This is a genomic window from Flavobacterium magnesitis (assembly GCF_041729735.1).
Lineage (GTDB): Bacteria > Bacteroidota > Bacteroidia > Flavobacteriales > Flavobacteriaceae > Flavobacterium > Flavobacterium magnesitis.
In genome coordinates, this window is the sequence record NZ_JBCFQK010000001.1 from 112738 (window position 1) to 126067 (window position 13330).

The window sequence follows — 13330 nt, forward strand, 5'->3', positions numbered from 1 at the left end:
TTTCTAACTCAATTCTTATTATTAACACGAACAAAAGCATATTTTTTAATGACTTTATAACTTTTTAAAAGAGCTAAAATCACAAAGAAAACAGGAATAAATATTGGAATAAAGTATTGAAAAACACTTTGAACATCCTGAGCCATTTTATTTAAGAAATACACTAAAGTTATCATTCCTAAAAATGTTCCTGTGATCGTTCCTGCCAAATAAAAAAATCGATACGGAATACTACTGGAATCAATATATTTTTCATTAATCAGATATACATTCCATGCGGTCCAAAAAGGAAGTTGTAAAAAATTAATACTACTTAAAAACAACCCAATTAAAAAAGGCGAATAATGAAGGTATTGATCTAAATAACTTTGATGATTAGTGTCTTGATTTGAATGAGCGAAGAAAGAATAAGCTAAAAATAATAAAAATAAAATTCCAAAAACATCAATTGTTTTCATTAGTTTCTTGTTATTGACTAATCGATCAGCAAAAATCAAAGTAAAATAAATAACAACAGCTTCCACTACAACCACACCTAATAAGTACATTAGTAAACTATTGACTCCAGATTTTGAGAAAATTTCGTACCCAATAATATTCAAATAGCCCAGCGGAATAGAACCCAGGAAACTCACTAAAAACCCCACTAAAACAGCTTGCATTATTTTCATATTCTTAGAAATTTACAATTCTATTGCTTTGTTCCAGATGCAGTCGGTATTGATTCATGCCATCACTGTGAGACAAATAAGGATTTCCATTTTTATGATTTATAACACTAATTTCATACATATAAGTAATGTGTCTGGCCAATTCTTTCCAAGCAAAAAACAACGAATGTCTAGGATCATAAATATGCGTAGGTTCGCTGCCAGCACCGTTTATTTCGACAATAGAAAATTTTTCTCCACGTTCTAATTCTTCCCAGGAATGATACATAATATCTAATCTCCCGAAATAAAAACCGGGTATTTGCAAACAAATTTCATTTATAGTTTGAGTCAGTTTTGGAGAAATCCAATGGCTGCAATCTATAAATTTAGCACCACGAGCATGATTGCCATAAGGAACTAGATTGAGTTTTTTACCATTAGGAAGAATGCTTACTATTTTTTCACCATATTCTTTTAGCAAAGATTCATACTGCAATTCATATCGCGGATTTTTACGAATTAACTCTTCTATTGTCGAATGACCATCTCCTGTAATTATCACAAATTCTTTAGAAACAATCCCTGTAATTTTTCCTTGATTTTCATTCGGATATCGTACATAAAAAATCCCGACTTCTTTTTCATACGGAATCAAATCCTGAACTAAAAAATCAAAACTTGCCTTTTCATGGTAATGTTTCAACTCCTTGTCTGAATTGATTTTCTTTACTGCTGAACCTCGTAAACCAATATCAGGCTTGGCAATTAATGGATATTGCAATCCCAATTTCTTCATCTGATTTTTTATTTCCTGCAAAGTAGTCTCTCCTTTTATCAATTCGGTTTTAGGATAATATTGTTGCGGAATTAAATCGTAAATTTCTTTTTTGGATTCCATCATAAAACCACCATTTTTTATGGTGGGATTAGAAGCATTAAAGAAAAATATTGATTTGGCACGAATTGCATAATAAGCCCAAAGAAAATAAATGGGGATATAAACAATCTGGAAAGGCCAATACTCCCAATGGGTGATTTTATGAAAAAGGAGTTTGCTTTGTCTGTTTGATTTCACTCGTTTGAATTGCTGTTTTTAAATGGTTATAAATGAAATTTTGCTTTCTTGTTGTGCTATCAAATCGCAATGCAACAGACTCACTTTATTGTTTTCTATTACTGACTGTGTAATGCTTACCGTTTTCGTTTCCTCATTTCGATTAATAACCAATCCATTTTCCTGATTGGTTTCTTCGGTGTACCGATGAAAATGGAGCAATTCGGTTTCTGAAATTGCTGGTGTTACTTCTAAAAAATGATAAAACCAACTCGCTCGTTTTTCTCGAACCATTTCTGGATATAAAGTTGCCGACGACCAAATATGATTTTTATTCGCATCTAACTGCGATGTTTCCTTAATAATTCCGTTCCATCGCAATTGAAAAAGTGTTTCATTTTCGAATAAAACCAACGTAAAAGGCTCGATATTTTCTAAATCAATAGCATTCCAAAAATCCTTTGGAGAAGTTTGTGCTATCAAATCAAGTACAATTAATCCTCTACTTTTTCTATAAGGTAATTTTACAATGTGTTTTTCATTGGCACCATTCAACAAAACCAGAACCGTTCCATTTTCGTCAACTACATACCAGGTTCCTCCTGCTTTGGGATCTTTGGGATAGATTATGTTTTTTCCGTTTAAGGTATAATTTTGAGGTGCTATGGCATTAGGACGAATTATATTTTCATCTCTGTTAGAGGTAATAATAATTTTACCGTCTGTTTTTACAAAACTTACTGTGCACATTGATTTCTGTATTCGATAGTAGAACGGGCAACACCAAAATTGGGGTCAATCGTGATAGTTTCATATTGCAAAACAGCAACTTTTATTAAAGCTTGATGATGAATGCAATGTTCTAAATTATAAAGTAGTTCTCTGTAATAATTGCTTTCAACATGAAGTTCTTCCTGATCTACAACTTGCAACAATAACAGCTTTTTATTTTCTTTCTCTAAGGAATTCTGAATCAAATTAATCTGATTTTTCGCAAATTCGGTATCCGTTTCAATCCGTTTATTCCTTGGTCTTTTATCATAATTGATCATCCCAGAAACGTAACTGTTATTCAGACATTGAAACATTTCCACAATATGTCTGGTGTGTTCTCCAATAGTAGAATTGCTCAGGGCAGCACAAGGTCTAGCGTATTCTGAATTTGAAATTTGAACTAGTAAATCAACTAATTCGTTCAAACTCCTATTTATGGACGGTATAAGCATATTGTAATTTTAATTTATCAATTATCGTTTTGTTATCCGTTGTGCTACCATCCCTTTTACTCATTTAAAAATGAAAATAATTGAATTCGCATATCTTTTGAAGTACAATTAATATAACTCCATTTATCATCCTTTTATTTTAAAGATCAAAAAATTTGTAATAATCCCCTCTATAAATTGGGCATCATTATTTAGGTAAATATACTTCTTTCTTCTTAACAATCATGAAGTTAAAGTCCTAGAAATCACAATTTTTTGAATCTCAGACGTTCCTTCATAGATTTGAGTAATTTTAGCATCACGCATCATACGTTCTACATGATATTCGGCTACATAACCATTTCCACCATGAATTTGAACTGCTTCAATAGTTACATCCATAGCCGTTTGAGAAGCAAATAACTTAGCCATGGCGCCTGATTGTGTAATATCCATTCCTGCATCTTTTTCAGATGCTGCTTTCAAGCATAACATTTTAGCTGCCATAATTTGAGTAGCCATATCTACTAATTTAAAAGCAATGGCTTGGTGCTGAAAAATTTCTTTACCAAAAGAGTGACGCACATGGGAATATTTTAACGCCAGTTCATAAGCACCTGTAGCAATTCCCAAAGCTTGAGATGCAATTCCAATTCTTCCGCCATTTAAAACCGCCATAGCAAAATGAAAACCAAAACCATCTTCGCCAATTCTATTTTCCTTAGGAACTTTTACATCAGTAAAAAGTAAAGAATGCGTATCCGAACCACGAATTCCCATTTTCTTTTCTTTAGGACCAATCTCAAAACCAGGCCAGCCTTTTTCTACAATAAACGCATTGATACCTTTATGTCCTTTTTCGGGATGCGTTTGCGCCATTACAATATAAGTCGAAGCCGTAGAACCATTAGTAATCCAGTTTTTTGTTCCATTCAACAAATAATAATCCCCTTTATCGATGGCGGTTGTTTGCTGTGAAGTAGCGTCAGAACCAGCATTGGGTTCCGAAAGACAAAAAGCACCAATCACATCGCCTTTAGCTAGCGGAACTAAATATTTTTGTTTTTGTTCTTCGTTGCAATATTTTTCTAAGCCCGCACAAACCAAAGAATTGTTTACTGACATAATCACTGCTGCCGAAGCATCTACTTTTGCAATTTCATTGAGTACTAAAACATAAGAAACATTGTCCATTCCTGATCCTCCATATTTAGGATCGACTATCATTCCCAGAAAACCCAGTTCAGCCATTTTTTTTACCTGCTCTGTTGGGAATTTAGAAAACTCATCTCTTTCTATAACACCTGGTAACAATTCGCTTTGAGCAAAATCTCTAGCGGCTTGTTGAATCATTTTTTGTTCCTCAGTCAAATTGAAATCCATAACAACACTTTTTATAAATTAATTCCTCGATTGAGGATAAAAAACTCATTTTCGAGATAAAAATATTTTAATATTCAGCACCTAATCTTCGTTAATTGATTTTGTGTTTTCTAAATTTACTTACTTTTATTCTAAAAAAACAACTTAAGCTTTTAATATTTTAATCGTTTCCTATTTTCCATCCATGAAAAAAGAATTTTACAACGTAATTGGCGTTATGTCAGGAACTTCACTTGACGGGGTTGATTTAGCTCATATTGAATTCGAAATAAAACAAAACCAATGGTCTTTTAAAATTCTGGAAAGCGAAACCGTTCCTTATAATTCTGATTGGGTAAACAAATTAAAAACAGCAGTGGATTTTTCGAAAGAAAATCTCGAAATTTTGAATCGAAATTATACGCAACTACTTTCTAAAATCATTGTAGATTTTATTGAAAAATATCAGATAATTAATTTGAATGCCGTTTGTTCTCATGGGCATACTATTTTGCACCAACCACAAAACGGATTTACACTTCAAATAGGAAATCTTCCAGAAATTACTATTTTAACCAAACAAAAAATAGTCTGCGATTTTAGAATTCAGGATGTTCAATTGGGCGGACAAGGCGCTCCTTTAGTACCTATTGGTGATCGAATTTTATTTAGTAAATACGATTATTGCATGAATTTGGGCGGTTTTTCCAATGTTTCTTTCGAAGAAAACAATCAAAGAATTGCTTTTGACATTTCGCCCGTAAATACCGTTTTGAATTTTTATGCCAATCAGTTGGGATTGAATTATGATAATAAAGGTCAAATTTCAAAAACTGGAAAAATCAATACCGAATTATTAAACGAATTAAATGCTTTCGAATTTTATCAAAAGAAACACCCGAAATCACTCGGTTTTGAATTTGTAAAAGAAAGTGTTTTACCACTTATTGAACAATTTGACATTTCAATTGAAGATAAATTACACACTTTTACGGAACACATTGCTTGGCAAACGGCTTTGGCTTTGCCAACAAAAAAAGGAAGTCTTTTTATAACTGGCGGTGGTGCTTACAATGATTTTCTAATTTCCAGAATTCAACATTATTTACCCGAAATGAAGCTGATTATTCCCGAAAAGAAAATTCTGGAATTCAAAGAAGCCTTAATTTTTGCCTTACTCGGTGTATTAAAATTACGAGATGAAATTAATGTACTCAGTTCAGTTACCGGAGCAAAAGAAGATCATAGTTCAGGATACATCTATCCTTAGAATACAGAAGAGGCACTATTTTTGTTTCGAATTTTATCGAATAGAATCGCAATTTTTATAATATCTTAGCGTTTCAATAACAAAGAAAAAATTTATGAGTATATTGTTACAAGCAGATACCTTATCTGTTGCAGGTGAAAATTTAGCCGAAGCGGTTCCAGTTGAAAAAACCTTATCAATTATCGAACTCCTAACTAGCGGAGGATTAGCAGGGCAAGTAATAATGGCAGCATTATTTGTAATGCTTTTTGTTGCTTTATATCTGTATTTTGAACGCTTGATGGCTATTAATAAAGCTTCAAAAATTGATACAAACTTCATGAGTCTAGTTAAAGATAACATCAAAAACGGCCGTATTGATAATGCTAAAATGGCCTGTGCACATTCCTCTTCACCAGCAGCTCGATTAATAGAAAAAGGAATTTCCAGAATTGGAAAACCACTAAGTGACATCAATACCGCAATTGAGAACGCTGGAAAACTAGAAATAAATAAATTAGAAAAAAATGTAAGTATGCTTGCTACTATTTCGGGAGCTGGCCCAATGACTGGTTTCTTAGGAACTGTTGTAGGGATGATTCAGGCTTTCCACAAAATGGCTACTGCTGGCGGTCAAATTGAAGTAGGCGCACTTTCTGAAGGAATTTATACTGCTATGACAACTACTGTTGTTGGATTAGTAATTGGAATTATTGCTTATGTAGGCTACAACCACTTAGTAGTAAAAACCGATAAAATTGTACACCAAATGGAAGCCAATGCCGTTGACTTTTTAGACTTATTAAATGATCCCGCATAATTATGAATTTAAGAGGACGAAATAAAGTTAGTGCTGAATTTAACATGTCATCCATGACAGACATTGTCTTTCTGTTGTTGATATTTTTCATGCTAACCTCAACTATGGTAACTACTAACGCACTGGATTTAGTATTACCAAAAGCAAAAGGAAAAACAGACAGCAACAAAAATATTGCTGTAAGTATCAATAAAAAATTAGAATTTTTTATTGACAAAGAGCCTGTTTTAGAAGCCGAATTGGAATCAAAATTACTATCACTAGTTGCCGCTGATGAAAACAAAGCCATAATTCTAAGAGCCGAAGAAGGTGTTCCAATTGAAAAAGCAGTTAACGTTTTAGACATTGCGAACAGAAACCAAATTAAAGTGGTTTTAGCTGTAAGACCTAAATAATTTGGCACTGACTTTCAAAAAACAGATTTATTCTACATGAAATATTTAGAAACAGAAGAAGAAAAAAAATCATTTGCTATCACATCTATCATTTTTGTGATACTATTTGTTTTGTTCTTATATCTAGGACTTACTTCTTTAGATCCTCCCCCTGAAAACGGAATTGCTATTAATTTTGGCACAACTGAATTTGGAAATGGAGATATTCAACCTACTGAGGCCATTCAATCGGCACCAAAAGCCACAGCTGCAAAACAAGCTGCAGCAAGCAACGACGATGTTTTATCGCAAGACATTGAAGAAGCTGTTGTAATGAAAGAAGCTAAAAAAATCCAACCAACAAAAGAAGTTGCCAAAGAAGAAGTAAAACAAAAACCCAAAGAAAATCCGAAACCTTCTAAAAGCACAACTGATGCTTTGTCTAGTTTAATCAATGGTCCAAAATCTACTGGAACAGCCAAAGGCGGCGAAGGCAATGAAAACCAAGCTGGAGATAAAGGAAGTTTAAACGGAAATCCTTATGCTAATACTTATTACGGTTCTGGAAGCGGAAGCGGTACAGGAAGTGGCTGGGGATTAAATGGAAGAAAAATAAGTAGTCGAGGAAAAGAAGTTCAAAAATGTAACGAATTTGGTACTGTTGTAGTTCAAATTACAGTGAATAGAAACGGAAATGTTATTGCCGCCAAATACACTAAAGGAACTACCAACACCAACCCTTGTTTAATAGAACCCGCTTTGGCCACAGCCAGAAAATACAAATGGCAACCAGACAGCAATGCTCCCGAAACTCAAATAGGATTCATCACCGTGAATTTCAAACTGGGGGAATAATATTGAACAATTTTACAATAAAAATGAATTATCAAGAAACTACAGCCTGGATGTTTAATCAACTTCCGATGTACCAATTGCAGGGTGCTTCTGCTTACAAAAAAGACTTAACAAACACCCATTTACTGATCAGTCATCTTGATAATCCGCATCAAAATTTAAAATTTATTCACGTTGCTGGAACTAACGGAAAAGGTTCAACTTCACACATGCTGGCTTCGATACTTCAGGAAGCAGGCTACAAAATAGGACTTTACACTTCGCCACATTTAAAAGATTTTAGAGAGCGCATTAAAATTAACGGAATCGAAATTACCAAAGATTTTGTTTGTGATTTCATCAATTCGAACAAAACTTTTTTTGAAGCCAATGATATTAGTTTTTTCGAAATGAGCGTTGGTTTGGCTTTTGATTATTTTGCAAAAGAAGAAGTAGATATTGCTATCATCGAAGTCGGAATGGGCGGCAGACTGGACGCTACTAATATCATTACACCTTTAGTTTCAGTGATTACCAATATCGGATTAGATCACACGCAATTTCTTGGTAATACCCTTGAATTAATTGCTGCCGAAAAAGCAGGAATTATCAAAGCTAAAATTCCAGTTGTTATAGGCGAATACCTTCCTGAAACTAAAGCCGTTTTTTTGGCAAAAGCCAAAGAAAAAAATTCAGAAATCTATTTTGCTTCCGATTTGATTTCGGATAATTATCCTTCTGATTTGATTGGTGATTATCAAATTCACAATAAAAAAACAGTTCTACAAACCATCAAAGTTTTAAACACACAAACTAATTTTAACATTAACCAAAATAATATTGAATCGGGTTTGTCAAATGTGGTTAAAAATACAGGACTTTTAGGAAGATGGCAACAATTAGGCGAATCTCCAAAAGTAATTTGCGACACCGCACACAACAAAAACGGTTTGGAAATTGTGCTGAATCAAATTCAAAAAGAAAAATTCAATCAATTACATATTGTTTTAGGCGTTGTCAACGACAAAGATTTAGATGAAGTTTTACCTTTATTCCCAAAAAATGCAATTTATTATTTCTGTAAACCCAATATCCCTCGAGGACTTGAAGCTTCGATATTGGAAGAAAAAGCAAATCAATTTGGATTAAAAGGAAAAATACATCATTCTGTTTCAGAAGCTTACCGTTCAGCGCAAGAATCTGCCGCAGTAAATGATTTCATTTATATTGGCGGAAGCACTTTTGTAGTTGCAGAAATTTTATAATTTTTTTCGTTTTTTGCTTGCACATCAAGAAAAGTGGTGTATATTTGCACTCGCAATCACAAACGATAGCAACCTAGTAAAATAGGGCGATTAGCTCAGCTGGTTCAGAGCACCTCGTTTACACCGAGGGGGTCGGGGGTTCGAACCCCTCATCGCCCACCATAAGAGACAAATTAGAAATATTCTGATTTGTCTCTTTTTTATTTGAGTCTAATTGTTCATTAATCAGGTACATTAGCTGAACTGCTTCATTAATTCTTGTGGTTCGAAATCCAACTCCGTCAAACATTAAATTCTCAGGATATATTGAACCTATTAAATCCCTACATTCTACAAATTTTGATTTTTGATAGATAAAATTAAGTCTATACAGATTTTCAATCCCTTGGTTGAGTAACTTTTCAATATCATCTTGATCGTTATTCAATCCTGAATATTTTGCTTGAAGTTTGTCTAATATACCTCCATAATCGGATTTTATATCTCTGTAATCAGATGCATCAATTTGATTGGTCATTAATAAATCCCTGGCTTTAGCTAACCGGCTTTCATAATCTTTTATTTGACTAGCCAATTGTGTCTTTTCAATTTGTCTCCCTTTAGTTTGCTCTTTATAAGCTTCTAGAATTATTAAGCTATAAAGCTTTTTGTATCCTTCCCTTGGAACATATTTTTGAAGTTCCTTACTAAACAATTCATTAACGGATTCAGCTCTAAAACGATGTGTACAGCCTTTAAAGCAATGATAATAGGCGTAATGTTTAGTACGCCCTTTGGATTTGCTCCCTGAAAGAATTTTTGAACATAATGGACAAATTAAAAAGCCACGTAATGGGAGTTCAACAATCGTTTCTACTTTTGCACGAGCGACTTTTTTTCTACCATCAACAACATCTTGAACTTTATAAAATAACTCTTCACTTATAATTGCTTCATGCTGACCTTCTACATAATAACTTTCTTCATCTTTGTATTTGGGAACGAATATTTTTCCACAATACAGCGGATTTCTAACAGCCAACCAAAAACTATGTTTACCAGTTTTTAATCCTCGTTTTCTAGCAAGACGATGAATGTCTTCGGTACAAAATATTCCTTTTGAAATTTCATTAAAAGCCCAACGCATAATGGAGGCTTCTGGTTCTTTGACTGCAATATACTTCCTGCCATCTTCTTGTGATTTGTTAATATAACCGATCGGTGCTTGACTTACATAACGTCCTTCTTTTTTTGCTCTTCGCATTCCATGAAAAACATTTAATGCTCTGCGATCGTTTTCTACTTCGGGAGCAGCAAGATAAAATGCCAACATCATTTTATTTTCCGGTATGGAAAGATCTAAAGGCTGTTCTATTGCTTGTGGCTCAACTCCCAACTTGCGTAATGCACTAATCATTTGATATGCATCTCCTGCATTTCTACTAAATCTATCCCACTTCGTAAACAAAACCAAGTCTGTTTTATTTTTGTACTTTTTAAGATTTAGCAATAATGATTTCCATTTGGGTCTATTAAAAGTTTTAGCTGAATGGTCTTCAAATATAACATCACGAACTTCAATACTATTTATTTGGCAATATTTTCTTAATACCTCCTCCTGATTTCTTTGTGAGTATCCTTTGTCCGCTTGTTCGTCCGTACTCACTCTCACATATAAATCTGCTATCTTTTTCATTTTTTTCATTTAAATAATTAGAAACGGTTATAGCTGCTAGTTTTCTCATAAACTCTAAAACTCTACTTACTTGGTCAAGTGTTAAGTTTATTTTTTCCTTTTTAAGCATTATTAATGCTTGTTCGTCTGTCATTCTTCCTCTTTCATTTTCCATCTTACAATCCTCTTCATTTAAAGTCATAAAAACTTTCGTTCTACATCATTTCACAACTTTAAAGATAAAAGGTCTGTTTCATTTTAACCTAATCAAAATATGATGAGGATCAAAATGATTTTTTCATCTATTGTTTTTCTTTCAACAGAAACCAAACGATAGGTAGCACATAATCAAACTTTTAGAAATTATATTTTACAAATGTAAACTTGTTTTTATTAAAACAGAAAAATTTAAGTTTTTTTAAACATTTTCAAAAGATGAGTAGAAAAATAGAAATAAAGAACATAAAATGTGTAGCTTATCAAAGTCTGGTAAAGTCATTAATATTGTTATTAAATCTTCCAGATATCCACAAAAACCTTCGGATAAATCCTCAGAATTTTGTGGATTTAGAAAGTTATATTGTTTGAAAAAGTACACTTCTTTCAGGCATTATTTTTTATTGGATTTTGTAGAAGTGTACCCTTTCAAAAGAAACTAAAACGAAAAGATTTTTCAAGAATATTTATATGTTTTTAGACTCCATTCCAAAGGAGAAAAAATCCAGCTAAGGTATTGAATATAGGCAAAGAAAGTGCGCATAATGACAAGCTTAGTTTCTAAGCCTGTCACCCTTCGGGACTTATAGCACTTTCTTTGCCTATATTCAATTGAAGAACGGCTTTCTTTTTTTCCTTTTTCTTTTGAAATGTATGAATGGTAATGGTATTATCAACTTCATATTTTCAATTTATCCCATTTCATTTTTTTACGCATCCTAATCAAAATTTGATGAGGATTGGTAAGGTCTTAAGCAAATTATACTTTAGTAGATGACTTTTAAAAATCTCTAAAATTGCCTCGTTCCTGCAATCAGCAAGATGAACGGTTGTCGGACAACCGCCTATCTTGCCACCATTTACCTCGGAACTCGGCGGTGGAGACATTTAAAAGCGTAGAGTTTGAAAAATTATGAAAATGAAAGAGGATGGAAAGAGAAAATTCAAACAGAACTCGCAGAATTACGCTGCGCCTGACAGAACAAGAGTATGCAAAAATTGAAGGGAAGTTTAAAACTAGCTGCTGCCGAAAGTTAAGTGATTATATTCGGAAACACTTATTCAATAAACCCATTATAAGCACTTACCGGAATCAATCTTTGGATGATTTAATGGAAGAAACCATTGTATTAACTTCTGAACTTCGGGCTATTGGAAATAATATCAATCAAATTGCTAAAAAAGTAAATTCCTTGAAATTACTTCCTGAATTTAAAGAGCAACTTTTTTTGTTTGAACTTCATAGAAAATTGCTTTTTGACAAAATGGATTTTATTAGCAAACACACTCAAAAAATAGCGGAACAATGGTTGCAATTATAAAAACAAGTCATTCGATAAACAGCATTTTGAATTACAATGAAAATAAAGTTAAAGCAGGAAAAGCGGAGTGTCTTAATGCCGTAAATTATCCTTTAAAGTTGGAAAAATTGAGCTTCAATTTAAAGTTAAATCGATTTTTAAAACTGGCTGCACTTAATGAAAATGCAAAGCGAAACAGTGTGCATATTTCTTTGAATTTTGACCCATCAGAAAAGTATTCCAAAGAAAAACTAATTGAAATCGCAGACACTTATATGGATAAAATTGGTTTTGGAAAACAGCCTTATTTAGTGTATCAACATCACGATGCGGGACATCCACATTTGCATGTGGTTACTAATAATATTCAAAGAGATGGAAAACGAATTGATCTGCATCTTTTAGGTATTCGAAAATCAGAACCTGCACGCAAAGAAATTGAAGAACTTTTTGGACTTGTAAAAGCGGAAGGCAGAAAAACTAAAGAGCAATATTCTTTGCAGCCTATTGTTAGTCGTAGTATTGAATACGGAAAAGCAGAATCTAAAAAAGCGATTAACGGAGTTTTAAATAAGGTTTTATTCGAATACAAATATTCCAATCTTCCAGAACTTAATGCTGTTCTAAATCTGTACAATGTTCATGCTGACAGGGGTACAGAAGATTCCAGAGTTTTTAAAAACAATGGACTGCTTTATAAAATATTGGATAAAGATTCAAAACCCATTGGGGTTCCAATCAAAGCAAGTGATTTTTATAACAAACCGACTTTAAAATTTTTAGAAGAAAAATTCAAGGCTAACGAGATTAAAAAGCAATCTCACAAAAGTCATTTAAAGAACACTATTAGACTAGCTTTATTGGACAAACAGCTTAACTCTCCTGAAAAATTAGCCACCAAATTGCAAAAAGAAGGGGTTCATGTGGTTTTAAGAAAAAGCAAAGAGGGACAGCTTTATGGGATTACTTATGTTGACCATAAAACGCAATCGGTATTTAATGGAAGTAGCCTGGGGAAAGAATTTAGTGCTAAAGGTATTTTAGAAAGTTGTGCATTGAATATTACACATCAAAAATCAATTTTAGCTGCTTCTGAAACCACTCAAAATTTGGAATTGCAAAACCATTTGAAGATTAATACTATGGCGGTTTTACTGCAAGCTGAAAACACAAATGATCATGTCCCAAAAGATCTAAAACAAAAGAAGAAAAAAAGGAATTCAAGGAGGATTTAAGAAATTCTTAAATGAGAAGCATATTCAGCATTCAAACCAAGTCATAAAATCCATTCTCCTTATCGATAAATAATTTTGCGTTATTTTTCTTCTTTTTTCTTCCGTCAG

Annotated in this window: 14 protein-coding genes and 1 tRNA gene; 8 read left to right on the top strand and 7 right to left on the bottom strand. The window is 33.0% G+C overall.

Annotation, left to right across the window (positions count from 1 at the left end):
• Positions 1 to 8: 8 nt before the first annotated feature.
• The 5 genes from AAGV33_RS00570 to AAGV33_RS00590 form a co-directional block, all read right to left on the bottom strand.
• Entirely contained in the window at positions 9 to 671 is a 663-nt protein-coding gene (locus AAGV33_RS00570; RefSeq protein WP_373389958.1) for a LysE family transporter, read from the bottom strand.
• Between the two features lie 4 nt (positions 672 to 675).
• Positions 676 to 1728, bottom strand: coding sequence for an ATP-grasp domain-containing protein (locus AAGV33_RS00575; protein WP_373389959.1), 1053 nt, complete (start codon positions 1726 to 1728; stop codon positions 676 to 678).
• An 18-nt stretch (positions 1729 to 1746) separates the two neighbouring features.
• Entirely contained in the window at positions 1747 to 2457 is a 711-nt protein-coding gene (locus tag AAGV33_RS00580; RefSeq protein ID WP_373389960.1) for an NRDE family protein, read from the bottom strand.
• Complete coding sequence (locus tag AAGV33_RS00585; RefSeq protein ID WP_373389961.1) at positions 2445 to 2933, bottom strand: DinB family protein; 489 nt, start codon at positions 2931 to 2933, stop codon at positions 2445 to 2447. The genes AAGV33_RS00580 and AAGV33_RS00585 overlap by 13 nt, the downstream gene beginning before the upstream one ends.
• A 222-nt stretch (positions 2934 to 3155) precedes the next feature.
• Entirely contained in the window at positions 3156 to 4295 is a 1140-nt protein-coding gene (locus tag AAGV33_RS00590) for an acyl-CoA dehydrogenase (RefSeq protein WP_373389962.1), read from the bottom strand.
• A 184-nt stretch (positions 4296 to 4479) separates the two neighbouring features.
• Here AAGV33_RS00590 and AAGV33_RS00595 point away from each other — a divergent pair, with 184 nt between their 5' ends.
• The 6 genes from AAGV33_RS00595 to AAGV33_RS00620 all read left to right on the top strand — a co-directional run bounded on the left by AAGV33_RS00595 (position 4480) and on the right by AAGV33_RS00620 (position 8978).
• Positions 4480 to 5544, top strand: a complete 1065-nt coding sequence (locus tag AAGV33_RS00595; protein ID WP_373389963.1) for an anhydro-N-acetylmuramic acid kinase — start codon at positions 4480 to 4482, stop codon at positions 5542 to 5544.
• A 94-nt stretch (positions 5545 to 5638) separates the two neighbouring features.
• Positions 5639 to 6343: a MotA/TolQ/ExbB proton channel family protein gene (locus AAGV33_RS00600; protein ID WP_373389964.1), complete on the top strand. Its 705-nt coding sequence runs from the start codon at positions 5639 to 5641 to the stop codon at positions 6341 to 6343.
• 2 nt (positions 6344 to 6345) lie between these two features.
• Positions 6346 to 6738: an ExbD/TolR family protein gene (locus tag AAGV33_RS00605; RefSeq protein ID WP_373389965.1), complete on the top strand. Its 393-nt coding sequence runs from the start codon at positions 6346 to 6348 to the stop codon at positions 6736 to 6738.
• Between the two features lie 36 nt (positions 6739 to 6774).
• Entirely contained in the window at positions 6775 to 7572 is a 798-nt protein-coding gene (locus AAGV33_RS00610) for an energy transducer TonB (protein WP_373389966.1), read from the top strand.
• 23 nt (positions 7573 to 7595) lie between these two features.
• Positions 7596 to 8816 (top strand): bifunctional folylpolyglutamate synthase/dihydrofolate synthase, encoded by a 1221-nt coding sequence (locus AAGV33_RS00615; protein ID WP_373389967.1) that lies wholly within the window; start codon positions 7596 to 7598, stop codon positions 8814 to 8816.
• 84 nt (positions 8817 to 8900) lie between these two features.
• A tRNA-Val gene (locus tag AAGV33_RS00620) sits at positions 8901 to 8978 on the top strand.
• Here AAGV33_RS00620 and AAGV33_RS00625 read toward each other — a convergent pair.
• Positions 8935 to 10491, bottom strand: coding sequence for a recombinase family protein (locus AAGV33_RS00625; RefSeq protein ID WP_373390215.1), 1557 nt, complete (start codon positions 10489 to 10491; stop codon positions 8935 to 8937). The genes AAGV33_RS00620 and AAGV33_RS00625 overlap by 44 nt on opposite strands.
• Positions 10379 to 10672: a hypothetical protein gene (locus AAGV33_RS00630; protein WP_373389968.1), complete on the bottom strand. Its 294-nt coding sequence runs from the start codon at positions 10670 to 10672 to the stop codon at positions 10379 to 10381. Before AAGV33_RS00630 ends, AAGV33_RS00625 begins: the two co-directional genes overlap by 113 nt.
• A gap of 943 nt (positions 10673 to 11615) precedes the next feature.
• Here AAGV33_RS00630 and AAGV33_RS00635 point away from each other — a divergent pair.
• Both AAGV33_RS00635 and AAGV33_RS00640 read left to right on the top strand, forming a co-directional pair.
• Positions 11616 to 12008 (top strand): plasmid mobilization protein, encoded by a 393-nt coding sequence (locus tag AAGV33_RS00635; RefSeq protein ID WP_373389969.1) that lies wholly within the window; start codon positions 11616 to 11618, stop codon positions 12006 to 12008.
• Positions 11993 to 13222: a relaxase/mobilization nuclease domain-containing protein gene (locus AAGV33_RS00640; protein WP_373389970.1), complete on the top strand. Its 1230-nt coding sequence runs from the start codon at positions 11993 to 11995 to the stop codon at positions 13220 to 13222. The genes AAGV33_RS00635 and AAGV33_RS00640 overlap by 16 nt, the downstream gene beginning before the upstream one ends.
• The last annotated feature ends 108 nt before the right edge of the window (positions 13223 to 13330 follow it).